At 69.3% G+C, this 26,202-nt stretch carries 24 protein-coding genes; 14 read left to right on the forward strand and 10 right to left on the reverse strand.

Annotation, left to right across the window (positions count from 1 at the left end; all coding sequences use genetic code 11):
• The first annotated feature begins 6 nt into the window (after nucleotides 1–6).
• From JUB13_RS22125 to JUB13_RS22135, 3 genes are all read left to right on the forward strand, one after another.
• Complete coding sequence (locus JUB13_RS22125; RefSeq protein WP_207482718.1) at nucleotides 7–1,692, forward strand: ABC transporter ATP-binding protein; 1,686 nt, start codon at nucleotides 7–9, stop codon at nucleotides 1,690–1,692.
• 167 nt (nucleotides 1,693–1,859) lie between these two features.
• A complete protein-coding gene (locus JUB13_RS22130) occupies nucleotides 1,860–2,672 on the forward strand; it encodes a cyclase family protein (RefSeq protein ID WP_207482720.1) in 813 nt (270 codons plus the stop codon).
• Nucleotides 2,673–2,701: 29 nt separating this feature from the next.
• The gene (locus tag JUB13_RS22135; RefSeq protein WP_207482722.1) at nucleotides 2,702–3,094 is read left to right on the forward strand and encodes a carboxymuconolactone decarboxylase family protein; all 393 of its coding nucleotides are present in this window, start codon (nucleotides 2,702–2,704) and stop codon (nucleotides 3,092–3,094) included.
• Between the two features lie 63 nt (nucleotides 3,095–3,157).
• Here JUB13_RS22135 and JUB13_RS22140 read toward each other — a convergent pair whose 3' ends face one another.
• The 3 genes from JUB13_RS22140 to JUB13_RS22150 all read right to left on the reverse strand — a co-directional run bounded on the left by JUB13_RS22140 (nucleotide 3,158) and on the right by JUB13_RS22150 (nucleotide 6,971).
• A complete protein-coding gene (locus JUB13_RS22140; protein WP_207482724.1) occupies nucleotides 3,158–4,495 on the reverse strand; it encodes a right-handed parallel beta-helix repeat-containing protein in 1,338 nt (445 codons plus the stop codon).
• A 447-nt stretch (nucleotides 4,496–4,942) separates the two neighbouring features.
• The gene (locus JUB13_RS22145) at nucleotides 4,943–6,031 is read right to left on the reverse strand and encodes a WD40 repeat domain-containing protein (RefSeq protein WP_207482726.1); all 1,089 of its coding nucleotides are present in this window, start codon (nucleotides 6,029–6,031) and stop codon (nucleotides 4,943–4,945) included.
• Nucleotides 6,015–6,971 (reverse strand): CobW family GTP-binding protein, encoded by a 957-nt coding sequence (locus tag JUB13_RS22150; protein WP_207482727.1) that lies wholly within the window; start codon nucleotides 6,969–6,971, stop codon nucleotides 6,015–6,017. Before JUB13_RS22150 ends, JUB13_RS22145 begins: the two co-directional genes overlap by 17 nt.
• Nucleotides 6,972–7,250: 279 nt before the next feature.
• On the opposite strand from JUB13_RS22150, the gene JUB13_RS22155 reads away from it, so the two are divergent.
• Both JUB13_RS22155 and JUB13_RS22160 read left to right on the forward strand, forming a co-directional pair.
• A complete protein-coding gene (locus JUB13_RS22155; RefSeq protein ID WP_207482729.1) occupies nucleotides 7,251–9,323 on the forward strand; it encodes a carbon starvation CstA family protein in 2,073 nt (690 codons plus the stop codon).
• A 13-nt stretch (nucleotides 9,324–9,336) separates the two neighbouring features.
• On the forward strand, nucleotides 9,337–9,516 hold the full coding sequence (locus JUB13_RS22160) for a CstA-like transporter-associated (seleno)protein (protein ID WP_207482731.1): 180 nt from the start codon (nucleotides 9,337–9,339) through the stop codon (nucleotides 9,514–9,516).
• A gap of 67 nt (nucleotides 9,517–9,583) precedes the next feature.
• On the opposite strand, the gene JUB13_RS22165 is transcribed toward JUB13_RS22160, so the two are convergent.
• From JUB13_RS22165 to JUB13_RS22195, 7 genes are all read right to left on the reverse strand, one after another.
• Nucleotides 9,584–10,585, reverse strand: coding sequence for a Gfo/Idh/MocA family protein (locus JUB13_RS22165; RefSeq protein WP_207482734.1), 1,002 nt, complete (start codon nucleotides 10,583–10,585; stop codon nucleotides 9,584–9,586).
• A 54-nt stretch (nucleotides 10,586–10,639) separates the two neighbouring features.
• Nucleotides 10,640–11,815 carry a Gfo/Idh/MocA family protein gene (locus JUB13_RS22170; protein ID WP_207482736.1) on the reverse strand — a complete coding sequence of 392 codons (1,176 nt, stop codon included), beginning with the start codon at nucleotides 11,813–11,815 and terminating at the stop codon, nucleotides 10,640–10,642.
• 3 nt (nucleotides 11,816–11,818) lie between these two features.
• Nucleotides 11,819–12,586 (reverse strand): sugar phosphate isomerase/epimerase family protein, encoded by a 768-nt coding sequence (locus JUB13_RS22175; protein WP_207482738.1) that lies wholly within the window; start codon nucleotides 12,584–12,586, stop codon nucleotides 11,819–11,821.
• Nucleotides 12,587–12,656: 70 nt separating this feature from the next.
• Nucleotides 12,657–13,736, reverse strand: coding sequence for an ABC transporter ATP-binding protein (locus tag JUB13_RS22180; RefSeq protein ID WP_207482740.1), 1,080 nt, complete (start codon nucleotides 13,734–13,736; stop codon nucleotides 12,657–12,659).
• Between the two features lie 3 nt (nucleotides 13,737–13,739).
• Entirely contained in the window at nucleotides 13,740–14,639 is a 900-nt protein-coding gene (locus JUB13_RS22185) for a carbohydrate ABC transporter permease (protein ID WP_211115615.1), read from the reverse strand.
• The gene (locus JUB13_RS22190) at nucleotides 14,636–15,571 is read right to left on the reverse strand and encodes a carbohydrate ABC transporter permease (RefSeq protein ID WP_211115616.1); all 936 of its coding nucleotides are present in this window, start codon (nucleotides 15,569–15,571) and stop codon (nucleotides 14,636–14,638) included. Before JUB13_RS22190 ends, JUB13_RS22185 begins: the two co-directional genes overlap by 4 nt.
• 43 nt (nucleotides 15,572–15,614) lie before the next feature.
• A complete protein-coding gene (locus JUB13_RS22195) occupies nucleotides 15,615–16,850 on the reverse strand; it encodes an ABC transporter substrate-binding protein (RefSeq protein WP_207482742.1) in 1,236 nt (411 codons plus the stop codon).
• A gap of 156 nt (nucleotides 16,851–17,006) precedes the next feature.
• On the opposite strand from JUB13_RS22195, the gene JUB13_RS22200 reads away from it, so the two are divergent.
• From JUB13_RS22200 to JUB13_RS22240, 9 genes are all read left to right on the forward strand, one after another.
• Nucleotides 17,007–18,101, forward strand: coding sequence for a LacI family DNA-binding transcriptional regulator (locus tag JUB13_RS22200; RefSeq protein ID WP_207482746.1), 1,095 nt, complete (start codon nucleotides 17,007–17,009; stop codon nucleotides 18,099–18,101).
• Between the two features lie 138 nt (nucleotides 18,102–18,239).
• Nucleotides 18,240–19,451 carry an amino acid ABC transporter substrate-binding protein gene (locus JUB13_RS22205; protein WP_207482748.1) on the forward strand — a complete coding sequence of 404 codons (1,212 nt, stop codon included), beginning with the start codon at nucleotides 18,240–18,242 and terminating at the stop codon, nucleotides 19,449–19,451.
• Nucleotides 19,452–19,476: 25 nt separating this feature from the next.
• Nucleotides 19,477–20,340 carry a branched-chain amino acid ABC transporter permease gene (locus JUB13_RS22210; RefSeq protein ID WP_207482750.1) on the forward strand — a complete coding sequence of 288 codons (864 nt, stop codon included), beginning with the start codon at nucleotides 19,477–19,479 and terminating at the stop codon, nucleotides 20,338–20,340.
• Nucleotides 20,340–21,302: a branched-chain amino acid ABC transporter permease gene (locus JUB13_RS22215; protein ID WP_207482752.1), complete on the forward strand. Its 963-nt coding sequence runs from the start codon at nucleotides 20,340–20,342 to the stop codon at nucleotides 21,300–21,302. The genes JUB13_RS22210 and JUB13_RS22215 overlap by 1 nt, the downstream gene beginning before the upstream one ends.
• A complete protein-coding gene (locus JUB13_RS22220; protein ID WP_207482754.1) occupies nucleotides 21,299–22,108 on the forward strand; it encodes an ABC transporter ATP-binding protein in 810 nt (269 codons plus the stop codon). Before JUB13_RS22215 ends, JUB13_RS22220 begins: the two co-directional genes overlap by 4 nt.
• The gene (locus JUB13_RS22225; RefSeq protein ID WP_207482756.1) at nucleotides 22,105–22,827 is read left to right on the forward strand and encodes an ABC transporter ATP-binding protein; all 723 of its coding nucleotides are present in this window, start codon (nucleotides 22,105–22,107) and stop codon (nucleotides 22,825–22,827) included. The genes JUB13_RS22220 and JUB13_RS22225 overlap by 4 nt, the downstream gene beginning before the upstream one ends.
• 41 nt (nucleotides 22,828–22,868) lie before the next feature.
• On the forward strand, nucleotides 22,869–23,528 hold the full coding sequence (locus tag JUB13_RS22230; RefSeq protein WP_207482758.1) for a 2-hydroxychromene-2-carboxylate isomerase: 660 nt from the start codon (nucleotides 22,869–22,871) through the stop codon (nucleotides 23,526–23,528).
• 125 nt (nucleotides 23,529–23,653) lie between these two features.
• Nucleotides 23,654–24,622: an NAD(P)-dependent oxidoreductase gene (locus JUB13_RS22235; protein WP_268914402.1), complete on the forward strand. Its 969-nt coding sequence runs from the start codon at nucleotides 23,654–23,656 to the stop codon at nucleotides 24,620–24,622.
• A 94-nt stretch (nucleotides 24,623–24,716) separates the two neighbouring features.
• The gene (locus JUB13_RS22240; protein ID WP_207482762.1) at nucleotides 24,717–26,111 is read left to right on the forward strand and encodes an MmgE/PrpD family protein; all 1,395 of its coding nucleotides are present in this window, start codon (nucleotides 24,717–24,719) and stop codon (nucleotides 26,109–26,111) included.
• Nucleotides 26,112–26,202 lie beyond the last annotated feature (91 nt).

A 26,202-nucleotide genomic window follows, 5' to 3' on the forward strand; every position in this document is an offset into this window, starting at 1 on the left:
GAAAGCATGATCCGTCGTTTCCTCGCCTACTACCGCCCGCACAAGGGCCTGCTGATCCTCACGATCTCCTGCGCGATCCTGTCCGGTCTGCTGGAACTCGGCTTCCCGATGGCCGTCCGGTCCTTCGTGGACGAGCTCCTGCCCACCGAGGACTGGCCGCTGATCGTGATGGCCTCGGTCGGCCTGCTGGCGATCTACGCCGCCAATGCGGGGGTTATGGCCGTGGTGGTCTATTGGGGCCACAAGCTCGGCATCAACATCGAGACGGAGATGCGCCGGAAGAGCTTCGACCATCTGCAGAAGCTCTCCTTCAGTTTCTACGACAACAACAAGACCGGACACCTGGTAGGGCGCGTGACCCGCGACCTCGAGGAGATCGGAGAGGTCGCCCATCACGGTCCCGAGGATCTGCTGATCTCGGTGATGACCTTCGTCGGCGCCTTCGTCCTGATGCTGATGGTGCACACGCCGCTGGCCCTGATCACCGCGACGATCGTCCCCATCGTGGTCTGGCTGACCAGCCGCTATGGCGGGCGCATGACGCGCAACTGGCAGGCGCTCTATTCGCGCGTCGGCGACTTCAACGTCCGCATCGAGGAGAATGTCGGCGGGATGCGGGTCGTGCAGGCCTTCACCAACGAGGAGCACGAGCGCCGGCTGTTCGCGCAGGACAACGACAAGTACCGCCGGACCAAGCTGGAGGCCTACCGGATCATGGCCTTCTCGACGACGCTGAGCTACATGAGCATGCGGCTGATCCTGATCGTCGTCATGCTGGCGGGCGCGCATTTCGTGCTGGCGGGCGAGCTCAGCCATGGCGGGTTCTTCGCCTGCCTGATCCTGGTCAACGTGTTCTTCCGGCCCATCGAGAAGCTCAACGCCGTCATCGAGACCTATCCCCGCGGGATCGCCGGCTTCCGCCGGTACCTCGCGCTGCTGGACACGCAGCCCGACATCAAGGACACCCCGGACGCGAAGCCGGCCCCGCGGCTGCGCGGCGACATCCGCTATGCCGGCGTGGCCTTCGGCTACGACTCCGGGCGCCCGGTGCTCAAGGACGTCGACCTCGCCATCGAGGCCGGAACGACGGTCGCCTTCGTCGGCCCGTCAGGGGCCGGCAAGACGACGATCTGCTCGCTGCTGCCGCGCTTCTACGACGTCCAGGGCGGCGCCATCACGATCGACGGCATCGACATCCGCGCCATGACGCTGGCCTCGCTGCGCCGGCAGATCGGCGTCGTCCAGCAGGACGTGTTCCTGTTCGGCGGCACGATCCGCGAAAACATCGCCTATGGCCGGCTGGAGGCGCGCGAGGACGAGATCCGGGAGGCTGCGCGGCGCGCGCGCCTGGACACGCTGATCGATTCCCTTCCCGAGGGGCTCGACACGATAATCGGCGAGCGCGGGATCAAGCTGTCGGGCGGGCAGAAGCAGCGCCTGACGATCGCGCGCATGTTCCTGAAGAACCCGCCGATCCTGATCCTGGACGAAGCCACGTCGGCGCTGGACACCAGGACCGAGCGGGAGATCCAGCAGTCCCTGGTGGATCTCTCCAAGGGCCGGACGACGCTCGTCATCGCGCACCGGCTCGCGACGATCCGGAACGCCGACCGGGTATTCCTGGTCGGGAACGGCGGCGCGGTCGAGGAGATCATGCACGCCGACCTCGCCGCGCGCGAAGGCACCTCCTGACCGCGAACCGCTTCAGGCACCCTCGCGCGGGCCTCCGGTTTCAGATGTAACCGTCCGGCACATGAAACGGTCATCCGGTACGGCAAGGGTCGCTGCGCGATAGGAACGTCGCGGCAACTCGCCTGCCGCGATAGGATCCCTGTGCTTGTCCGCAAAGGAGAACTGCCATGTGCGTTCCAGGTTGCCAGGAAGCCCTCGCCCGCCGCCTGTCGCGTCGCACCTTCTTCGGTGGCGCCGCCGCGGTGGCCGGCGTCGCGACGCTGCCCGTCACTTCGGCGGCCGTCGCCGCCCCCATGCGCTTCGAGCGGGCGGTCGACCTCACTCACCCGCTCGGGCCGGACTTCCCGACGTTCGGCGGCACGCCCGGCATTGCGGTGAAGAAGAAGTACGACCTCGCCAAGGACGGCTACAACCTGAATGAATGGGTCATCGAGGAGCATACCGGGACCCACATGGACGCCCCGCTCCACTTCACCAAGGACGGACTTTCCGCCGACGCGCTCGGCGTGGACAAGCTGGTGGTTCCGCTGGCCGTCATCGACGTCACCGCGAAGGCCGCCTCGAACCCCGACTACCAGGTGAGGGTCGAAGACATCGCGGCCTACGAGCGCGAGCACGGCGCCCTGCCGGCCGGCGCCTGCGTCGCCATGCGCTCGGGCTGGGACAAGCATGTCAGCGGCCCCAAATTCCGCAACGCGGACGGGGCCGGCGTCATGCATTTCCCGGGCTTCCATCCCGAGGTCGCGCGGGCGCTGCTCGGCCGCAACGTATCCGGCGTGGCCGTGGACACGCTGTCCCTGGACCATGGCGCCTCGAAGGACTTCGCCTTCCATCTCACATGGCTGGGCGGCGGCCGCTGGGGTCTCGAAGGCGTGGCCAATCTCGACCAGGTTCCCGCCTCGGGGGCGACGCTCGTCGTCGGCGGGCCGAAGATCAAGGGCGCGACCGGCGGCCCGAGCCGGCTGATCGCCCTGGTCTGAGCACGCATCGGCAAGGAACGGAAGCTGCGATGACGAAGCTGATGGAGTATGCGGAAGCGACACCGGAGGTGCGCGCGGTCTTCGACGACATCATGCGCACCCGCGGCGTCGCGGACGTGAACAACTTCTGGAAGGCTCTCGCCGCGCACCCGCCGACGCTGGCGCGCACCTGGGAGAGCCTGAAGGCGGTGATGGCGCCCGGAGCGCTGGACCCCGCCGTGAAGGAGATGCTGTACCTGGCCGTCAGCATCACCAACGGCTGCTCCTACTGCATCGCCTCGCACGGCGCCGCGGCCCGCAAGGCCGGGATGACCGAGGAGATGTGGGGCGAGTTGATGGCCGTCGTCGGCATGGCGAACGAGACCAACCGGCTTGCCTTCGCGCTGCAGGTCCCCGTGGACCCGCAGTTCCGCACGCCCTGAGCCGCGGCGCAGGCACCTGCGCAAGGGCGGCTCCGGAGACCCGGAGCGGCCCTTGCGTCGCCGTCAGGACGCGGAGACGTAGCTGTCCTGCCACGCCATCTCGCCGGCGGCCGGCACGGCGTCGGTCAAGGACACGTCCATTGCCAGCGCCGGCATCGGCGCCGGGGCCAGGGGCTCCACCGTCGCCGCCGGCTCGACGGCCGGAAGGAACGCCGGCTGCGCCACCTGCGCGATGCCGAGATTCACCGCAGCGGGATCCACGACCGCCGCCGGAGCGACGATGATTGAGGCCAGCTCCGGCGGAAGCTGCTGGTTGAACACCAGCGCCGCGTGGGCGGCCTTGGCCAGCGCGGCATCGGTCCCGGCGTCGGGCGCGCCGCCGCCGACCGTGTTCCCGCTGACGACGTAGCCCTTGTCCTGGCCGGCCTTGGGCTTGAAGAAGCCCTCCTTCTCGACCGAATTGTTCAGGATCTGGTTGTCGTGGGAGCCGTAGTCGAAGAGCCCCCTGCCCTCCTCGCGGTGGTTCACCGACCTGACGGCGCCGGCGAGCTGGTTGCTCGCGAGCACCGAGTCCCTGGCGCCGATGAAGCTGACGCTGGTCGAATGCCCGTCGCCGATGACATTGCCGTGGGCATGCACCCGCGCGGCGTCGTAGCCGCCCCACTCCTTGGCGTCGAAGGACCGCACTCCGGTCGCGTGCGAGTTGCCGAAGCCGCCGATGAACAGGCCGGTGCCGCCCTTGCCGTCGATGTCGTTTCCGACGATCTGCACGTCGCGCGAGCCCGTCTTCACCGTCAGGCCGGTGTAGCCGAAGCTGCCGCGGATCGTGTTGAAGGCGTAGGTGACGTCCTCGATGGAGACGTTGTCGATGGCCTCCTGCCGCCAGGTGCCGTTGATGGTGTTGCCGACGATCAGGCAGTCCTTGGCGCCGTTGAACAGCTTGAAGCCGTCCTGGCCCTTGCCGGTGATCAGGTTACCGGCGATCGCCAGTCCGGTGGCGGGGGCGCTCCAGGGGCCCCAGAGCTTGAAGCCGCCGATGTCGCCGCTGCTGGTGTTGGAGACCACGTGGAAGTCGTAGATGCCGACGTGGCTGATGCCGTAGCCGGTGATCGTCGCGGCGTCCGGGCCACCGACGATCTTCGCGGCCTGCGGGCCGTCCGCCGAGATCAGCTCGATCGGCGCCTCCTTGGTCCCGTGCAGCCCGTTCAGCTTCAGGTTCTCGTGATACGTGCCGGCCTTCACCATGATGGCGGTGCCCGGGTGGCCCTTGGCCTGGTTCACGGCCTCCTGGATGGTCCTGAGGGGCGATCCCTCGGCGCCGCTGTTTCCGTTGTTCCCATCCGGAGAGACCCAGATGGTGCGGGTCGGTGCAGCGTTCGAGAAGGGGAGGCTGAGCGTCATTGAACTTTTCCTCGTTGCGTGATGGACGGGCAGGCCCGCCGTTCGCCGTAGGCAATGCGAGGGTGTCGGCGCATGGTTAATGAGATATTACCTAAACTCCCGCGGGTTCTGCGCCGGAGCCCCGACGCTCCGCGCTGCGCCAGGGCGTGCCGGCCGCAACCGCAGGGAAACCCTGCGCCCCGGGAAAGCGGCGAATGTCCCGCAAACTGTTGTGATCCTTTTTGCCGGGTACCCTCGCCGCAGTGTCCGGGCGCGCGACGACAGCCCGCCAGGGATGTTGTCCCTGCCCGGAGCCAATCGGCATCGGCACGGAAGGAGACGGAGATGAAGCGGACGACGACCCGGATCCGGTCCAACAAGCGCAAGGCCAAGCTGGGCGCAAAGCGGCTCCGGCAGAGGCGGCGGTCCGATCCCGGAGCGCGGTAGCCGCGGGGCCGCGGGGCGCCGTCAGGCGGCCCGCGGCAGCAGGCGCCGCATCAGGCGTTCCAGCAGCCCAGCGGCCCGCGCGCGCCGAAACTCAAGCCGGCCGTCCTCCATCGCAGCGGCCAGCCACCGGCCGTCGGGCGACCAGATCAGAGCCGCCACGGCGCTTCCCGAGGGCGGACGGACCTCCTCGATCGGGACGTCCTCGAGCCCGCCGCGCAGGATGCAGCCGTCCCGGTATCCGAAGACCAGGAGGTCCCGGGCGGGATGGCAGGCCACCACGGAGACGAGTTCGCCGCGCTCCGGCCCGAGCGCGATGGGCGGCCTGCTTGCCGGCCCCTCGCCCCGGAAGCTCCAGAGCATGGCGCCATCCGCGCCGCTGCTCGCGAGATAGGCCCCCCTGGGCCCCCAGGACAGCGAGCGGGGCTTCGCGCCATAGCCCGCGAGCTGGAAGCCGGCTCCGTCGGCCAGACGCCAGGCATGGATTTCGTTGTCCTGGGTCGCCGTCACGACATGGCGGCCGTCGGGGCCGAAGACGACCCGCAGATGGGATCCCGGCCAGTCGAGACGCCTCGGCTCGCCGGCTGGCAGCGGCCAGAGGGTGACGCCCCGGTAATGCGCGACGGCGAGCGTGCCGCCCGAAGCCGAGAAGGCCAGGTCGGCGACGGTGCTCGGATGGCCGTCGAGCACCGCGATGGGTTTCCCGGCCGCATCCATGACATGGACGGACCGCCCGACGGCGGCGGCCACGAGCCGGCCGTCCGCCGACACCGCCAGGGCGTCGATCCAGGCACCGGAGAACGTCGCGAGCGCCCGTGGGGCCGCCGTTGACGAATTTGCCCCGTCCAGCGCGACGACGCGCCCGTCGTCGCCGCCGGTCACGAAGCCGCCGCCGGGCCCGCCCGGACGGAGCTGGAGCACCGGGCCTTCATGGGCCTCGACCGCTGGCCCCGCGGTCACCCCGGCGCGGCCGAGCGCGTAGAGGCGGAGGGCGCCGTCGCCCGTCGCGACGGCCAGCGTGCCGCCCGCGGCATCGAAGCAGGCATCCGTCACGGGCACGCCGAGTTCGAAGGCCGCGGCGATGCCCGGCGGCACGTCAGGCGAGGCAGGCATCGAAGCCCTCGCGCAGCGCGTGCCGGTCGAGATCCCGCCCGATCAGCACGAAGCGGCTGTCCGCGCGCTCGCCCGCGCGCCGTGGCATGCGGGCGGTCTCCACGACCATGTGAACGCCCTGGACCACCATGGATTCCGCCCCGTCCGGCAGGGCGAGGAGCCCCTTGTAGCGCAGGAGGTCCCTGCCCTTCTCCGCGGCCAGGGACCGGACCCAGGCCTCGAACCGCTCCGGCGCCGCGGGCCGGTCGGATGTCAGAGACAGGCTCGATATGCCGTCCCCATGATCGTGGTGATGCCCGGGATCGAGGAATCCGGGGTCCTCCGCCAGGATCCTCTCGAGGCTGAAGGCCCGGCGGTCCAGCACGGCGGACAGGTCGACATCCGCCCGCACGCTCCGGTGGAGCGCCGCGAAGGGGTTGATCCGCCGCACCTCCCGCTCGACCGCGGCAAGGCCGTCCTCGTCCACGAGGTCGGTCTTGTTGACGAGCACGACGTCGGCGAAGGCGATCTGCTCGCGCGCCTCGTGTCCCGTGGCGAAGGCCTCGGCCAATTGCCTCGCGTCAACCACCGTCACCACCGCGTCGAGCGTGGTGCGCGATGCGATCTCCTCGTCGACGAAGAAGGTCTGCACCGCGGGCCCGGGATCGGCGAGGCCGGTCGTCTCGACCAGGATGCCGTCGAAGGGACGCGGCCGCCGGAGCAGGCCCGAGACGATACGGATCAGGTCGCCGCGCACGGTGCAGCAGACGCAGCCGTTGTTGGTCTCGAAGATCTCCTCGTCGGCGCCGACGACGAGGCCGCCGTCGATCCCGACCTCGCCGTACTCGTTGACGATGACCGCGAAGCGCCGGCCATGGGGTTCGGTCAGGATCCGGTTCAGCAGCGTCGTCTTTCCGGCGCCGAGGTAGCCGGTCAGGATCGTGACGGGTGTCTTCTGCATGATCGTATTCCACTCGCGGGGCAAATCGCCGGCCTTCCGGAACCATGCGCCCGCCAGGACCCCATCCCATTGACGTGGGTCAACGCGCCCCTTCTAAAAATTACCTAGAAAGTACCCGTGTAATCGGGACCGTATCTGGTCATGGCTGCCAGCGACTCGCGTGATGTCCTGACCGCTGCATGGCAGCCTGCTTCTCGGGATCCTCGGATCCGACCGCCCCAGATCGGCCTCTGATTCTGTCCATGTCGCCCACTCCCCGGGCGAGATCAGAGGTGCGTCATGACCCACAAGCTGAAGCCACTCCTATGGGTGGCGATCGCCGTCTTCGGCGCGGCCTGCCTCGGCGGGATCGCGCTGAACCGCGGCGAGTCCATCAACGCCTTCTGGTTCATCGGCGCGGCGTTCGGCGTCTATGCGCTGGCCTACCGCTTCTATGCGGGCTGGATCACCGCGAAGGTCCTGACCGTCGACGAGAACCGCGCCACTCCTTCCGAGCTCCGCAACGACGGCCGCGACTACGTGCCGACGCATCGCTGGATCACCTTCGGCCATCATTTCGCGGCGATCGCGGGCGCAGGCCCGCTGGTCGGCCCCACGCTCGCGATGCAGTTCGGCTACCTGCCCGGCACGCTCTGGCTGCTGGCAGGCGCCGTCTTCGGCGGCTGCGTCCAGGACATGGTCGTCTTGTTCTGCTCGACCCGCCGCGACGGACGCTCGCTGGGCCAGATGGCGCGCGACGAGCTCGGCCCCGTGGCCGGCTCGGCGGCGCTCCTGGGCACGCTGATGATCATGGTCCTGATCGTGGCCGTCCTCGGCCTGGTCGTCGTCAACGCCATGAAGCACAGCCCCTGGGGGACCTCGACCGTCTTCGCGACGATCCCCATCGCGATCCTGGTCGGCATCTACATGCGCAACATCCGGCCCGGCCGCGTGCTCGAAGGCTCGCTGATCGGCCTCGCGCTGCTCCTGCTCGCGACCGCCGGCGGCGGCTGGATCGACCATAACCCGCTCCTGCGGTCGTTCTTCGACTACGACGGCACGACGCTCGCCGCCTTCGTGATCGGCTACGGCTTCGTCGCGGCCATCCTGCCGGTGTGGCTGCTGCTTGCGCCGCGCGACTACATCTCCACCTTCATCAAGATCGGCGCGATCCTGCTCCTCGCCTTCGCGGTCATCATCCTCCAGCCGGAGATGAAGATGCCCGCGCTGACGAAGTTCATCGACGGAACCGGCCCCGTGGTGGCGGGAAACCTGTTCCCGTTCCTGTTCATCACGATCGCCTGCGGCGCGATCTCGGGCTTCCATGCCCTGATCGCATCGGGCACCACGCCCAAGATCATCGCCAACGAGAAGGACATCCGCCTCGTCGGCTACGGCAGCATGGTCATGGAGTCCTTCGTCGGCCTCATGGCGCTGATCGCGGCGGGCGTGCTCGACCCCGGCGTCTACTTCGCCATCAACACCCCGGCCGGCATCGTCGGCAAGGAGGTTGCGCAGGCCGTCGCCACCATCTCGAGCTGGGGCTTCCCCGTCACGGCCGAGACCATGGAGGGGCTGGCCCGAGCCATGGGCGAGACCACGCTGCTGGCCCGTACCGGCGGCGCCCCCTCGCTGGCGGTCGGCATGGCGACCATCTTCGCCAGCGCCTTCGGCCAGAGCCTGCTGGCGCTCTGGTACCACTTCGCCATCATGTTCGAGGCGCTCTTCATCCTGACGGCGGTGGACGCCGGCACGCGGGTCGGGCGCTTCATGCTCCAGGACATGCTCGGCAACCTCTACGCGCCGCTGGGCAACACCAAGTCCTACCCCGCGACCGTGGCCGCCTCGGCCATCTTCGTGGCCATGTGGGGCTATTTCCTCTACATCGGCGTGATCGACCCCTATGGCGGCATCAACATTCTGTGGCCGCTCTTCGGGATCTCGAACCAGATGCTCGCCGCCATTGCGCTCGCGGTCGCCATGGGCATCATCGTGAAGTCCGGCAAGACAAGATACGCCTGGGTCGTCGGCGCCCCCATGGCCGCGCTGGCGGTGATCACCACCGTGGCGTCCTACGAGAAGCTCTTCTCGGCGGATCCGCGCGTGGGCTTCCTCGCGGGTGCCGACGCGCTCGCGCAGAAGCTGGCCGCCGGGCAGCTCACCGGCGCCATGGCCGAAGCCGCGCCCAAGCTGATCTTCAACCAGCGCCTGGACGCGGCCCTGACGGTCTTCTTCGTGATCGTCCTGTGGACCGTGATCGTGGAAGCCGTGCGCCTGTCCTGGCGTCACCAGCTCGGGCGGGCGGTCCTCCCGAGCACCGAGACCCGCTGGGCCCCGCATCCCGAAATGCCCATGGCCCAGGGCGACGACTGAAGGAGCCGTCCCGATGCTGTCTCGCCTCCGCGCCTTCTGGAGCGGCTTCCGCCAGGTCATCGGCGACGACGCCTATGACCGGTACCTGGAGCGGCATAACCGCCTCCACGCGGATGCACCGGCCCTCGACCGGAAGACATTCTTCCGGTCGGAGCTGGAGCGGAAGTGGAACGGCATCCGCCGCTGCTGCTGAAGGCAGTCCGGCACGGTGAAGGAAACCGCCCGGCCCGCAAGGGCCGGGCGGTCCTCTTTCGGGGAGCCTACGGCTTCTCCCAGGCGCCGCTCGATTCGGAGCGGCGCAGCGCGTCAAGGACGCGCATGTTCACGATCGCATCCTCGACCCCGCCGACCAGCGGCCCTGCGCCGCGGATCGCACGGGCGAAGGCCTCGCCCTGGAGCGTGTACTGGTCGCAGGCCGGCAGCTCCAGGCTCCGCGCCTGCGCATCGCCATGCACGCGCCCCTCATCCACCAGGATGCGGGTCGGCTCGTCCGGCGGGGCGTTGAAGGGGATGCGGATCTCGATCCGCCCGCTCGTGCCCAGCGCCTGGACCCGCTGGAACGGCACGAGCTGCGTCGAGACCGTGAAGATCAGGTGGCGGCCGCCTCCGAAATCGACGAGGCCGCTCGTCAGCCGGTCGGTGCCGAAGCCTGGGTCCCTGTCGATCAGCGCGATCGCGCGGACGGGGTCCGCCCCGAACAGGAGACGACCCGACATGACGGCGTAGCAGCCGATGTCCATCAGGCCGCCGCCGCCGATCTCCGGTCGGTTGCGGATATTGGCGGGATCGAGGTTCGTGTAGGAGAAGGCGACGTTCACCGCCCGCACCTCGCCGATCTCGCCGGCGCGGATCAGTTCCTGGGCCCGGATCCATTGCGGATGGTGGCGGATCATGAACGCCTCCGCGACCAGGATCCCCGGCGGCAGCTCGTCCTGCAGGCGGTGCGCCTCCGCCGAGTCCAGCGCGATCGGCTTCTCGCAGAGCACGTGCTTGCCGGCGCGCGCCGCCGCCAGGGTCAGCGGCACGTGCAGGTGATTCGGCACGGGATTGTAGACGGCCTCGATCCCGGGGTCGGCCAGCAGCTCCTCGTAGGATCCATAGGCTCGCGGGATGCCGAGCTCGGCCGCCATCGCCGCCGACGCCTGCCCGTCGCGGGAGGTGACCGCGACCACGTCGCAGAGGGGGCTGCGCATAATGGCCGGAACAACCTTCAGCCGCCCGATCTTGGCGGTGCTCAGAATTCCCCAGCGAACCGGCTTCATGGTTCCCCCCTTGGCTTGGCCCCGGGCGGCCTTTCGCCGCCCGGGGGCGCCATTTCAGGCCGCCGAGGCCGCTTCGGGCAAGCCCTTCCAGAGCTTGGCCGCCTCGGCGTCCTCCAGCGCGGCCGGGCGCTCCGGCGCAGTGGCGATCGCCACCGGCTGTCCGCCGGCCGCGCTTTCGAGGATCGCGTGCATCACCTCGAGCACGTGCAGGGCGAGCCGGCCCGTCGAGCGATGGGGCGTCCCGTGCAGGACGGCACTGGCGAGATCCGCGAGGCCGAGCGCCCGGTAGTTCGCCCGCGACGGCGCCTCCGCCGGCCAGGCGGGCGAGCGCCAGTTGGGCACGCCGAGCGGCAGGCCGCCCGCATCCATGGTGCGCCAGTCCCCGCCGCGCTCCGTCAGCTCGACCGCGCCGCCGAAGAAGTTGGGATCGGGAACCCGCATGGACCCCTCGGTGCCATAGAGCTCGATGGGCGGATGGCCGTGCTTCCAGACATCCCAGCTCATGCAGAAGGTGACCTGCGCGCCCGATGCGAACTCCAGCAGCGCCATCACGGTCGTCGGCGTCTCGACGGTGATGCGATGGCCCCTGCGCGGCGAATCCGCCGTCACGACGCGTTCCGGAAAGCCGATCCCGGCCATGGCCGAGACGCGCCTGACCGGGCCGATCAGGTTCACCAGCGTTCCGAGATAATAGGGCGCCATGTCCAGGATCGGTCCGCCGCCGGGTTTGAAGAAGAACTCCGGGTCGGGATGCCAGTGCTCCATGCCGTGGGACATCAGGAAGGCCGTGCCGGAGAGGATCCGCCCGACGGCGCCCTCGTCGACCAGCCGCCGGGCGAGGCGACCGCCCGCCCCCAGGAAGGTGTCGGGCGCGCAGCCGAGCCGCAGGCCGCGCGCCTCGGCCTCGTCGACCAGAGCGCGGCCCTGCTCGACGTCGACCGTCAGCGGCTTCTCGGAGAAGACGTGCTTGCCCGCCCGCAGCGCGGCCATGGAGACGCCGAAATGCGCGCCGGGGACCGTGAGGTTCACGACGAGGTCGATATCCGCGCGCGCCAGAAGGTCCTCGACCGGCATCGCGTCGATCCCGTAGCGCTCGGCCTGGGCCCGGGCCGCCTCGTGGCGCAGGTCGGCGCAGGCCGCCAGCCGCAGCCCGCGATAGGCCGCGATGTTCTGGAAGTAGATGCCCGAGATGTTGCCGCAGCCGACGACGCCGACATTCACGGTGTCCATGGATCAGTCCTCGATCTTGCTGAGGAAGGCGAAGCTGGCCCGTGCGGTGGTCACCGGGTCGGCGGGCCTGTCGTGCTCGACCACCATCCAGGCGGCCCCGGAGCGGCGGCAGGTCTGCCAGAGATCGCGCCAGTCGAGGATCCCGGACCCGACGTCGGCCCATCCGTCCTGGTCCTCGTTCCGACCCGCCGGCGCGATGTCCTTCACATGGGCCGAGGCGATGCGCCCGCGATAGTGCTCGATCCACGCCTTGGGATCCGCCCCGCCGCGCGCCAGCCAGGCAACGTCGACCTGCCAGGCGAGCGGGCTGTCCCCGGCGGCCTCGAAGATCAGCTCCAGCGCCGTCTTCGAGTCCGCCTTGGGCCTCAGCTCCCAGTCGTGGTTGTGATAGCCCAGGGTGATTCCCTGGTCGTGGAACCGCAGCGCCATCTCGCCGAGCTCGCGCCCCAGGGCGCGCCAGCCCTCGGCGTCCATGTCGCGCTGCTCGGGCGGAACCGAGGGCATGAAGAGCTGCGTGAAGCCCAAGGTCCGGCACGCCTCGGCGACGAATTCTGGGCGCTCGCGCAGCGCGGCCAGGCTGACATGGCTCGAGGAGGCGGCAAGCCCCCGCGCATCGAGCTTGGCCCTTACGCCGACCGCGCCCTCGAGATGGGATCCCACCGTCTCGACGTAGCGGAACCCCGCCTCGGCGACCGTGTCGAGGATGCGGTCGAGGCTCTCCAGCGAGCGCAGGGTATAGAGCTGGATCGACAGGATGTCCGTGACGCCCATTTGGACCTCATGATTGGGGATGAGCCGCAGGACCGGCGGGGTAGTGCCGGCCCGGGTCGGCAGGGCCGCGCTAGAGGCGTTCGCCCGTGTCGGCGGCGAAGAGCGAGACCTGGGCGGCATCGAGGCCGAGCGACAGGCCCTCGCCGGGAGCGACCCGCCGGGTGCCGCTCGTGCGCACCTGGATCGTCTCGGTCCCGTCGCTGCACCAGACGACCGTGTCGGCCCCCATGGGCTCGACGATGTCGATGGTGAAGCCGGGCCAGACGCCGCTCGCGCCGGGCTCCACATGCTCCGGCCGCACGCCGAGGACCACCTCGCGGCCGGGCTCCGGCCGGTCCGAGAAGGCGTAGGCGTCCAGCGGCAGACGATGCCGGCCAGCCGCGAAGGCGAGCCGGTTGCCCTCGGCCTCGAGCCGACCCCTGACGAAGTTCATCTGGGGCGAGCCGATGAAGCCGGCGACGAACAGGTTGGACGGCCGCCCGTAGATCTCGGCGGGGCTGCCGATCTGCTGGACCTTCTGCTCCTTCATCACGACGATCCGGTCGGCCAGCGTCATCGCCTCCACCTGGTCGTGGGTGACGTAGATCATGGTCGCCTTGCCCAGCCGGGCATGCAGGCGCTTGATCTCGACGCGCAGCTCGTTCCTGAGCTTGGCATCGAGGTTCGAGAGCGGCTCGTCGAACAGGAAGACCCCGGCATCGCGCACCAGCGCCCGGCCGATCGCGACGCGCTGGCGCTGCCCGCCCGAGAGCTGGTCGGGCCGGCGGTCCAGCAGATGCGTGATCTGCAGCAGATCCGCCGCCTGCGTCACGCGCCTGTCGATCTCGGCCTTCGGCGTGCGCGCCATCCGCAGCCCGAAGGACATGTTCTCGCGCACGCTCATGCGCGGGTAGAGCGCGTAGGACTGGAAGACCATGGCGATGCCGCGGTCCTTCGGCTCGTCCCAGGTGACGTTGCGCCCGTCGATCCAGATCTGCCCCGCCGACACGTCCAGCAGCCCGGCGATGGCGTTGAGGAGGGTCGACTTGCCGCAACCCGAGGGCCCCAGCAGGACGACGAACTCGCCCTCCTCGATGTCGAGCGACAGGCCGTCGAAGACCCGCAGCATGCCGAAGGCGATCGATACGTCACGAACGGAAACCGCTGTCATGGCTCACCCCTTCACGGCGCCGGCGGCGATGCCGCGCACGAACCAGCGTCCGGAGACGAAATAGACCGCGAGCGGGACCAGGGCCGCCAGCATGGTGGCCGCCATGTCCACGTTGTAGGCGCGCTCGCCCTGCGTCGAATGGACGATGTTGTTGAGCTGGACAGTCATGGGCAGGTTCTCCCGGCCCGCGAAGGTCAGCCCCAGGATGAAGTCGTTCCAGATGCCGGTGACCTGCAGGATCGTCGCCACGACCAGCATCGGCGTCGACATCGGCAGGATCACCCGCAGGAAGATCGTCCAGAAGCCGCCGCCGTCGACGCGCGCCGCCTTGAACAGGTCGGCAGGGATCCCCGCGTAGTAGTTCCGGAACAGCAGAGTCATCGTCGGCAGGCCGAAGATGGCGTGGACGATCACGATGCAGCTCAGCGAGTTGTAGACGCCGACGGCCGAGAAGATGCGCACGAGGGGATAGAGGAAGACCTGGTACGGGATGAACGCGCCCATCAGCAGGATGCCGAACAGCAGGTTGGCCCCCCGGATCCGCCACAGCGACAGCGCATAGCCGTTCACCGCCCCCAGCGCGATCGAGAGGATCACCGAGGGAACGAGGATGCGGACGGAGTTCCAGAACCCCACGCTGATCCCGTCGCAGGCGAGCCCCGTGCAGGCAGAGGACCAGGCCTTGCCCCAGGCCTCGAAGGTCAGCGCCGCCGGCAGCGCCACGATGTTGCCGAGCCGGATCTCCTCCATGGGCTTCAGCGAGGTCACCAGCATGATCCAGAGCGGCAGCAGGAAGAACAGCGCCGCCGTCAACAGGAAGGCATAGAGGCCGATCCGCCCCGCGGTGATGCGGCGCGGGCGGCGGCCCTGCGGTTCGGTGGAACCACCCGAACGGGACCTCATACCCGGCCTCCTTCCTCGCGGACGTAGCGGGCATAGACCCAGGGGGCGAGGATGGAGACGACGGCGATCAGCATGATCGTCGCGGCCGCCGTGCCGAGCCCGATGTTGTTGCGCTCGAACAGGTGGTCCATCACGAACTTCGCCGGCACCTCGGTGGAGATGCCGGGACCGCCCAGTGTCATGGCGACGACGAGGTCGTAGAGCTTCACGACGCCGGTCGCGAGCAGCACGGTGGCCGTGACCACCATGGGCCGCAGCAGCGGCAGCACGACCGAGAGGTAGTAGCGCCAGGCGGGAACCCCGTCGACGCGCGCGGCCTTCCAGAGATCGGAATCGACGCCGCGCAGGCCGGCCAGCAGGATCGCCATGGTCAGACCGGCGCCGTGCCAGATCCCCGCGATCACGATCGTGTAGATCGCCATGTCGGGGTTCACGAGCCAGTCGAAGGTGAAGCCCGGGAAGCCGGTATCGCGCATGAGCTTCTGAAGCCCGAGGCCGGGGTTCAGGAACCACTGCCAGGCGACGCCGGTGACGATGAAGGACATCGCATAGGGATAGAGGAAGATGGTTCGCAGGACCCCCTCGCCCCGGACGTTCTGGTCGATGAAGACCGCCAGGAGAAAGCCCAGGATCAGGCAGCCCGTGATGAACAGGATGCCGAAGATCACGATGTTCCCGGCCGATGTCAGGAACCGGTCGTTGGCAAAGAGGCGGACGTACTGGGCGAAACCGACCCAGTCGTAGCGCGGCAGCAGCGTGGAGCCCGTGAAGGACAGGCGCACGGTCCACAGCATGCAGCCGACATAGACGACGAGGACGACCAGCGCCGTCGGCAGCAGCGCGAGCGCCGCCGGCAGGCCCCGGCCGACGCGGCGCCGACCGCGGCGCACCAGGACGCCGGCGCGGGGCGCCTGGATCGAGATGCTATTCACTGGAAACCCCTCTCTTGGGAGAGATGCCTGGGTCTGCGGCGGATCAGCCGGCGTCGCGCATGGCCGCCACGACCTTGTCGACGAAGGCCTCGGCGGGCATGCCCGGCGTGTTCCAGTACTGCGTCACCGCGTCCTGCATGGCGCCCGAGAAGTTCGGGATGCTCAGCAGTTCCATGGCCTCGATCTGGTTCGCGGGGTCGCGCAGGACGTCGTGGGCCTTCCGGGCGCAGGCGTCCATGGACGACACGTCGAGGTCCATGCGCACGGGGATCGATCCCTTGCGCTTGCTGAACTCGATCTGGGCGTCGGGGTCGAGCAGGATGCCCGCCAGCCTGTCCTGGGCTGCAAGGACCGCCTTGTCGCCCGTCGCCGGGAAGACGAAGACGTCGCCGCCGATCACCAGCCCGCCGGACTCGCCCACGATGGTGCAGCCGTATTCCTTGCCTGCCGTCTGGCCGGCCGCGACGAACTCGCCCTTGGCCCAGTCGCCGTTGAAGTGCATGGCCGCCTTGTTCGTGATCACCAGCGAGGCGGCGTCGTTCCAGTTGCGCCCAGGGCTGCCGGGATCGACGAGAGCGCGCATGCGGCCGAAGATCTCGGCGGCCTCCTTGAACCTGGCGCCCTTCGCGACGGCCGGATCGCGCGTGCCGTAGACGCCGCGGAACACGTCGGCGCCCGCCTGCCCCACCAGGACGGCGCGGAACAGGTTGTGCTCCCAGTTGGGCTGGCCGCCGAGGGCCAGGGGGATCACGCCACGCGCCTTCAGCTTCTCGCCGGTCTCGAGCAGCTCCGGGAATGTCCTCGGCGGATCGAGGCCGGCATCGGCGAAGATCTTCGTGTTGTAGAACAGCCAATTCTGGCCGTGGACGTTGACGGGAACCGCATAGGCCTTGCCGTCGCGCGTGATCGCCTCGACGATCGCCTTTGGCATGAGGTCGCGCCATTTGCCGGCCTGCGCCTGCGCGTCGACGTCGCGCAGCAGCTCGTTGCTGACGAGCTCATCGAACTGCTTGCCGGTGTTGAACTGCGCCATGGTCGGAGGGTTGCCGCCGACCATGCGGTTGATAGCGGCCGCCCGGGCATTGATGCCGCCCGCGATGGCATTGTCGACCCAGGTGCCGCCGGCCTTGGCGAAGGCGTCGGCGAAGACCTTCACGGCCGCGGATTCGCCGGCGGAGGTCCACCAGTGCAGGACCTCGGCCTTGTATTGCTGGGCTGCAGCACCCGTGCTCCAGACCAGGGCAAGGGCGAGCACAGGCACACATGTCCTTGAGAGCATTGCTTCCTCCCAGAAGCAAATTGAAACCGATGATGTAATCGATTACATTTTCAGGCAGCTTGCTGCTGTCCTGAGATGAGAGTCAAGGCTTAAAACGGTGTCTGCGCGCCACCTCGGACATGCGAACAAATCAGCAGAAACAATGGGGTAATCTCTATGGCGGGGGATCGCCGACGCACGCAGAAGGAGGTGCGGATCGCCGATGTCGCGCGGCTGGCCGGGGTCTCGACCGCCACGGTGAGCCGCGTGCTGGCAACGCCGGACAAGGTGACGCCGCTGACCCATACGCTGGTGATGGAGGCGGTCCGGCGCAGCGGGTACATCCCGAACAGCGCGGCCAGGAACCTGCGTACCCGGCGCACCATGATGGTGCTGGCGGTGGTGCCGAACCTCGCCAACCCGGTGCTCGCCCAGATCCTGCGCGGCATCGACGACGAGCTGACGCGCTCCGGCTACGGGCTGGTGATCGGCAATCTCGACAACCGCCGGGAGCGCGAGGCGCGCTATGTCGACCTCGCCCTGTCCCGCCAGGTGGACGGGGTCCTGCTGATGAACGGGCACATCCCCGAGAACGGCCAGCGCGACATGACCGAAGCCGGCCTGCCCATGGTCGCCCTGTGCGCGGCCATGCCCGTCGAGGGCATCCCGCACGTCGTCGTGGAGGACCGCGAGGCCGCGCGCGAGGCGGCGCGCCACCTGACCCGGCTGGGCCATGAACGCCTGGCCTATATCTCGGGCCCGGCGGGCCACGTGATCGAGACCGAGCGCTACGCCGGCTTCATCGAGGGACTGCGGGAGGCCGGGCTTTCGGAGCGGAACTGCCTGCGCTGGGAGGGAGTCTTCGGCTTCTCGGCGGGCCTCACCGCAGCGGCGGACTTCCTGCGCATCGATGAGCGGCCGACCGCCGTCTTCGCGGCCTGCGACGAGAGCGCGCTGGGCTTCATAAAGGCGGTCCGCGCGGCCGGCGTCGCGGTCCCCGGCGACGTGTCGGTGCTCGGCTTCGACGGCATCGAGTTCTCGGACTACTCCGATCCGACGCTGACGACATTCCGCCAGCCCATGCACGAGATCGGACGCGCCGGCGCCGACATCCTGCTGCGCCTGATCCGCAAGGAGCAGCGGCCGGAGGGCTGGAACCTGCGCCTGCCCGTCGAGCTGCTGGAGCGCGGCACGACCGGCCCGGCGCCGCGCGGAAAGGCACACCCCACCGCTTCGCTCGCCCGCACTGCCGGAAGTGCAGGCGAGGCCTAGCCACCCCACGCCTCGAACATATTATACAATTCATTATAGTGCAATAAAGGGCCTAGCATACACCTTGATGTAGATTTCTATTGCGTCCTAAGGGATTTGGTGTGATTCATCTCAAAGATCACACGGAAGGGCGCTGTCGTGCATATCTCTCGTCGCAAGATCCTCGCCGCCAGCGGTGCCGTGGGCGTTGCAGCACTGATCCCGCTGCGGGCCTCGAAGGCGGCTGGTGACGTCCTGCGCATCGGTGCGCCCCTGCCCCTGACCGGCGCCCTGTCGCCCGAGGGAACCAAGCTGCGCCAGGGCTACGAAGTCTGGCTCGAGGCCGTGAACAAGGCCGGCGGCATCAAGGCCGGCAGCAGCACCCTGAAGGTCGAGCTCGTCTTCAACGACTATCAGTCGAACACTCCGAAGGCCGTCCAGCTCGCCGAGAAGCTTGTCGTCGACGACAAGGTCGACTTCCTGTTCTCGCCCTTCGGCTCGGGCGCGGCGAAGGCCGCGAGCGCCGTGGCCGAGAAGCACGGCGTGCCGATGCTTGCCTCCTCCGCGTCCTCGGCCGAGGTCTTCGACCAGGGCTACAAGAACCTGTTCGGCCTCTACACCGACAACAGCACGCTCTCGGAGCCCCTGGCCGATCTGGTCGCTCAGCGCCTGCCCGCGGTCAGGCGCGTGGCGATCCTGGCGCGCAACGACCTCTATCCACTCTCGCTCGCGGGTGAATTCGAGAAGTCCGCGAAGAAGCGCGGGCTCGAGGTCGTGTATTTCGAGAAGTACGCGATCGGGGCACTCGACCATTCGGCGGCCCTGGCGCAGATGCGCGCCGCCAAGCCGGATTGGATCGTGGTCACCGGCTACATCAACGACCTGATCCTGGCGCGCAAGCAGATGGGCGATCTCGCCCTCTCGGCTTCCGTCGTGACCATGATCAACGGCCCTGCCTACCAGGAATGGATCGACGCCGTCGGGCCGCTTGCCGAGAACATCACCACCGCGAGCTGGTTCCACCCGGTCCTGCGCTATCGCAGCGAGGACATCTTCGGATCGACGGAACGCTTCGTCGAGCTCTTCAAGGCCCGGCACGGAAGCGAGCCGGACTTCACCCAGGCGTCCGGCGCCGCCGTGGGCGTGATCCTTCAGCAGGCGGTGGAGCGCGCCGGTTCGGCCGACCGCGCGGCCGTCCGCGCCGAGCTGGCCAAGGGCGGCTTCAAGACGTTCTTCGGCCCGATCTCCTTCGGCCCCAGCGGCATGGCCAACTCCTACGTCCCGCCGGCCTATCAGATCCAGGACGGCAAGGTCCGGGTGCTGCTGCCCGACGAGGTGCGAACCAGCGATTTCCGGGCGGGCGTGAAGTAGGCCGGACGACCGGGGAGCTTCGAGCGTGATCGCGCAGATCCTCGCAAACGGACTGCTCCTGGGCGGGCTCTATGCCGCCATCGCGGCCGGGTTCTCGCTCGTCTGGGGCGTGCTGAACATCATCAACCTGCTGCACGGCTCGTTCATCGTGCTCGGCGCCTATGGGGCGTTCTTCCTGCACACGGCCGCAGGTGTCAGCCCCTTCGCGGCCGCGCCGGCGGTCGGCGCCCTGATGTTCCCGCTGGCCTATGCGCTGCAGACCATGGTGATCAACCGGGTGGTCGACCGTCCGGTCCTGATCACCCTGACCCTGACCTTCGGCCTGAACCTGATCCTGAACAATCTGATGCTGCTCGCATTCAAGGCCGATTATCGCAAGGTGGTCCTGGATCCGCCCCTGGGCATCCTGGACCTGGGGGCGATCGTCCTGCCGGTGGACAGGCTGGTCGCCACGGCCTGCTCGCTGCTTCTGGTGCTCGCCCTCTGGTCCCTCCTGCGCCTGACCCGGATCGGCCGCGCGATCGTCGCGGTTCGCATGGACCGCGACGCCGCTGCCCTGATGGGGATCGACGTCCGCGCCACCTACGCCCTGACCTTCGCGCTCGCGGCCTCCCTGGCGGCGGCGGCCGGGTGCCTGCTGGCACCGCTCTTTCCGATCTCGCCCGTCGCCTCGGCGACCTATCTCGGCAAGGCCTTCGTCATCTGCGTCCTCGGCGGGCTCGGCAGCGTTCCCGGCGTCGTGGTCGGCGGCTTCGCCCTCGGCGTGATGGAGAGCCTCGGCGCCCTGTCCCTGGGCCCCGAGCATGCCGGGACGCTTGCATTCCTGCTGCTCCTGCTGCTGCTGCTGGTCAGGCCGTCCGGCCTGCTGGGGCGGCGGGGCTTCGACTGATGCGCGGCCTCCTCCTGCCCCTGCTGTCGGGGGTCGCGCTGCTGGCCGCCGCGGCCTTCGCGACCCTTGCGGGCGATGCCTACGCCCTGCGCCTCGCGACGACGCTCTGCCTCTACATCGGGCTTGCATCGTCCTGGAACGTCATCGGCGGCTTCGCCGGCTACCCGTCCTTCGCCACGGCGGCCTTCTTCGGGATCGGCGCCTATGCCGGATCGGTCCTGCAGGCCGGCTACGGCGTGGCCGCCCCGCTCGCTTGGCTCTCCGGCGGGATCGTGGCCGCCCTCCTGGCGGCGGGCCTCGGCTACTGCATCCTGCACTTGCGCGGCCACTATTTCGCGATCGCCAGCCTCGTCGTCGCCGACGTGCTGCGGGAGGTCGCGAACTCGTGGATAAGCCTGACCAATGGCGGCATGGGGATCAGCCTGCCGCTGCTCTCCATCGGGGTCGAGGACCAGGCGCGCCTCTATTTCTGGGTGTTCGGCGCCGTCGCGGCCTTGTCCGTGGCCGCCGCATGGCTCGTCGATCGCGGGCGGCTGGGATTTGCCCTTCGCTGCGTCGAGCAGAACGAGACGGCCGCCCTGATGCTCGGGGTCGACACCCGCAGGGCCAAGCGCGCGGCGCTCGTCCTCTCCTCCCTGGCTCCGGGGATCATGGGCGCCGTCTACGCATCCTGGGTCAGCTACATCGACCCGACGGATGCCTTCGACGTGCTGCTGTCGGTCAAGCCCATCATCATGGCCTTGCTGGGCGGCGTCGGCACCGTCGCGGGCCCGGTCTTCGGCGCAGCGGCCTTCCTTGCCCTCGAGGAACTGTTCTGGCGCAACCTGCTGGAGCTGCACGAGGGCGCCCTCGGCCTGCTCGTGGTTCTTCTCGTCCTGTTCCTGCCGGGAGGAATCCGGCTCGTGCGCCCGCGGCGCCTCCTGGCATTCCGCCCGCTCGCCAAGCCCGGGAGGACGCCATGACGCCCGCCCTCTCCGACGCATCTTCCACGGTGTTTCGGGACCCGCCGCTGCTCGAGCTGCGCGGCGCCACCAGGCGGTTCGGCGGCATCCTCGCGCTGAACGACGTGTCGCTCAGCATCGGCAAGGGCGAGGTGGTCGGGCTGATCGGCCCCAACGGCGCCGGCAAGACCACCTTCGTGAACGTCGTCAGCGGCCTTGTCCGGCCCGATGCCGGACAGGTGCTGCTGGAGGGGCGCCGGATCGACGGCCTTCCCGCGGACCGTATCGCGCGGGGCGGGATCGCCCGCACCTTCCAGGTCGTCCAGCCGTTCCCGCGCATGTCGGCGATCGACAACGTCGCGGTGGGCGCGATGTTCGCGGGCGGGATCGGCGACCCGGCGGCGGCCCGGCACGAGGCGCGCGAGCTTTTGGCGTTCGTCGGCCTGGAGAGCGTGCAGGACCGGCCGGCGGCGGCCCTGACGCTTGCCGACCGGAAGCGCCTGGAATTCGCGAAGAGCCTCGCGATGAAGCCGCGTTTCCTGATGCTGGACGAGGTCAATGCCGGGCTCAACGCGGCCGAGCTCGACTCCGCACTGGAGCTGGTCGCCCGGGTGGCGGGCACCGGCATCACGATCCTGCTGATCGAACATCTCATGAAGGTCGTGCGCCGGGCCTGCCCGCGCACCGTCGTCCTGCACCAGGGACGCGTCCTGGCCGATGGCCCCACCGCCGAGATCCTGGCGGATCCGCGGGTCGTCGACGCCTATCTGGGCGTGCGCGACCGCGCCCGCCGCCCCGGCATCGAACCGCGACGGGACCTGGCATGAACGCCCCGCTCCTTTCCGTCGTGCAGGCCCAGGGCGGCTACGGCGACGTCCAGGTGCTCTGGGGCGTCGACATGAAGATCCGCCAGGGCGAGCTGATCGCCCTGATCGGCTCGAACGGCGCGGGAAAATCGACGCTGCTGCGGCTTCTCTCCGGCCTCGTCCGGCAGACCGGCGGCCAGATCTGGTTCGCCGGCGACGACCTCTCGGGCACCTCCGCCCGCCGCCGCGTCGCCTCGGGCCTGATCCATGTGCCTGAGGGCCGCCGTCTGTTCGCGGGCTTGAGCGTCCGGGACAACCTGCTTCTCGGCGCCCATCTGCGACAGGCCTCCCGGGCCGAGCTCGCCGCCGATCTGGACCGGGTCGCCGCGCTCTTCCCGCGCCTGGCGGAGCGCTGGCGCCAGGACGCCACGACCATGTCCGGGGGCGAGCAGCAGATGTGCGCCATCGCCCGGGGCCTGATGGGACGGCCGCGCCTCCTGATGATCGACGAGCTGTCGCTAGGCCTCGCGCCGAAGGTCGTCGACCAGCTCCTCGACGCGCTCGATGCGATCCGCAGGACGGGCGTGACGCTGCTTGTGGTGGAGCAGGACGTGGCCGTCGCCCTGGCCTGCGCGGACCGGGCCTTCGTGCTTGACCACGGCCGCGTCACCATCGCCGGCGACGCATCGGCCCTTGCGGACGATCCGCGCATACGGGCGAGCTATCTCGGCGAGGATTGATTGAGGCCCGGACGGCAGCCGCCCGGCGGAAGAGGATGATCATGGAACGGACCGTCGAATACTATTTCAGCTTCATCTCGCTGTGGTCCTACATCGGATCGCGCACGTTCCAGGAACTCGTGGAGCGCCGCGGCCTGCGCGTGGTCTACAAGCCAGTGAACCTGCTGTCCGTCTTCGCTTCCGGCGGCGGAAAGCCCGTCGACGAACGACCGATCCAGCGCCGGATCTATCGCGTGATCGAGATGAAGCGCTGGCGCGATCTGCGCGGCATCCCGTTGACGATCTCGCCGAGGTACTATCCCGCCGACCCGTCGCTCGGCCACCGGATGCTGCTGGCGGCCATCGCCGAGGGATCGGAGGTCGGCCCCTTCGTGCAAGCCGCGCTGAAGGCCGTCTGGGCCGACGAGCTGGACGTCCAGGACCCCGAGACCCTGCGTCGCCTGGCCGAGGAATCCGGGCTCGACGGCGCGCGGCTTCTGGGACGCGCCCAGCAGGAGCCGGAGCTGGCGGAGACCGCCGACGGGCTCACGCAGGAGGCGATCGAGCGCCAGTTCTTCGGTGCGCCGGTCTATGTCTGGCAGGGGGAGCCGTTCTGGGGACAGGATCGGCTGGACCTGCTCGATCACGCCATCGCGACCGGCCGGGCCCCGATCCTCCCGGAGCCTCCGCCGCCGTCCGGGGGACGGTCCGCGCTGCGTTAGACCGCACCGAAAACACCTTGTGGAACAAGTTCTTGCACCACTCCACAGGCGTGCTGCAGCTGCCGGGGCGGGAAATTCTGTTATGCCGATTACGAGGCTAATGCCCGGAGCCCCGGCACTATAGCTTGACCTCCGAACAATGCGCTTCCGCCGCGATCCAAGAAGAAGACCGGAAGCGCTTGGGAGGAGACCAGATGATTCCCAGGACACTCGGCTTCGTCGGATTGGGCCGCATGGGCGCGCCCATGGCGGCCAGGCTCATCGAGGCCGGCCATTCGCTCGTGATCTTCGACACCCGCGAAGACGCGGGGGCCGACCTCGAGAGGCGCGGCGCCGAGCGCGCCCGCACCCCCGCCGAGGTCGCCTCGCGGGCCGAGATCGTCTTCTGCAGCCTTCCCACGCCGGCCATCGTCCGTGACGTCGCGCTGGGCCAGGACGGCATCTCCGCGGGCTCGAAGGTGCGGGTCCTGGTCGATCTCTCGACGACCGGCCCCGGCATGGCGAAGACGATCTCCGCCGGCCTCGCCGAAAAGGCCATCGCCTGGGTCGATGCCCCGGTCTCCGGCGGCATCGCTGGCGCCACCAACGGCACGCTGGCCGTCATGGTGTCCTGCCCCAGGGATCTCCATGCGGAGATCGAGCCGATCCTGCAGGTCTTCGGCAGGCAGTTCTACTGCGGCGAGACGCCCGGCGTCGCGCAGGTCGCGAAGCTCGGCAACAACATGATCGCCGCCGCCGTGATCCTGCTCTCCGCCGAGGCCGTGGCCATGGGCGTGAAGGCCGGGCTCGACCCGAAGATCATGTGCGACATCATCAACGCGTCGAGCGGGCGCAACAGCGCCACCCAGGACAAGTTTCCGAAGGCCGTCCTGACCCGCAGCTTCGACTTCGGCTTCGCGACGGCGCTTTCCTACAAGGACGTGAAGCTCTGCGTCGACGAGGCCGAGGCCCTGGGCGTGCCCATGATCGCGGGCTCGCTGGTGCGGCAGATGCTGGCGGCCACCAACGCGAAGTACGGCCCCGAGTCCGACTTCACCTCGATGGTGAGGATCGTCGAGGACTGGGCCGGCATCGAGATCAAGAGCCAGGCCTGAAGCCCCGTCCCGGCGGCCGCCCTCAGGGATGGGCCGCCGGGGCACGGCGCGGATCGCGCGCCCGTCTGACCGCACATGCCGGAAGGATCAGCCGATGCCGACGACATCACGGACCCCTACCCTGTCGCAGAGCATGGCCGAGGCCGTCGCGTCCTTCGACCTGTCGATGGTCGGGCCTGCGCCGGTCGCCAAGGCGAAGGCCTGCCTGCTCGACTTCCTGTCCTGCGCGTTCGAGTCCATAGACCTACCCTGGGGCCGCCAAGCGCGCGCAGTCGCGCCCGCTTCTGGCGGCGCCCATATCGTCGGGTCCGCCGAGGCCGCGACGCCCGGCGACGCGGCCTTTGCCAATGCCGTCCTGGGGCACGGGCTGGTCCGCGAGGACATGCACGCGGCCTCGCTCTCGCATCACGGCGTCGTCGTCTGGCCGGCGCTGCTGGCGCTCGCCGAGCGCCACCCGGTGCACGGGGCTCGGCTGCTCGGCGCCGCGATCCTGGGCTACGAGGTCGGCTGCCGCGTCGGGCGGGCGCTCTTCGATGCCGGGCTTGCGCGCCTTTTCCGGCCGACGGGCCTCGTCGGCCCGATCGGCGCCGCGGCGGGCGGGGCCTATCTTCTCGGCCTCGATGCCGAGCGCACGGCGGCCGCCATCGCCTTTGGCACGAACGCGGCGGCCGGGCTGAACCAGTGGCCGCACAGCGGCGGCTCGGACATGTATTTCCATCCCGGCTTCGCGGCCCGGAGCGCGTTGACCGCGGTCGAGCTGGCCGCGCTCGGCGCCTTCGGATCGCCCGACATCCTCGAGGGTGAGGCCGGCCTGTTCGCCGCATTCGGGCGCAAGCCGGCGCCTGCGGACATTCCGCTCTTTCCCGAGGGAAAGGCTGACATCCTCGGGGTCTACAACAAGCCCGTCGCCGCCTGCAATTTCGCGCAGACCGCCTGCCAGGCCGCGCTGCGCCTGGCCGCCGAGCTGACCGGGGACGCGGCTCCGGTGGAATCGGTGTCGGTCCGCGTGGCCCAGGCCGCCGTGCGCTATCCCGGATGCGATTTCCAGGGACCCTACGAGCGCGCCCTGCAGGCCAAGATGAGCATCCAGTTCGGCGTCGCCGCGGCGCTCGTCCACCGCCGGCTCGGCGAAGCCAACTACCAGAGGCTCGACGACCCGGAGGTGCTGAGGATCGTCCGCGCCTGCGAGCTGCAGCCCGACCCGGAATTCACGGCCGCCTTCCCGGCGGCGCAGGGCGCCGAGGTCGAGGTCTCGCTGAAGGACGGCCGGCGCCTGAAGACGAGCCTGCGCGACGTGGTGCCTGCGACCGAGGCGGACATCCGCGCCCGCTTCCGGGAATCGGCCGGCGCCGTGCTGGGGGCGGAGCGCGCCGATGCGATCGAGGAGTTCGTCGACGGCATCGAGACGAAAGGCGACGCCGGACAGCTCATGCAGCTCTGCGCCGCGACGGCGAAGAACGCCCGCACGGCCGGCCGCAGGCCGGCCTGAGCCACGGGCAATACCGCCGGGGATGCCGGCGGGACTCATATCGGGAGCCTCCCCACCAAGAGGAGGCCGGAGGAAGGGAGGATCGAGATGA

The sequence above is a fragment of the Arenibaculum pallidiluteum genome, from assembly GCF_017355985.1.
Taxonomy (GTDB): domain Bacteria; phylum Pseudomonadota; class Alphaproteobacteria; order Azospirillales; family Azospirillaceae; genus Arenibaculum; species Arenibaculum pallidiluteum.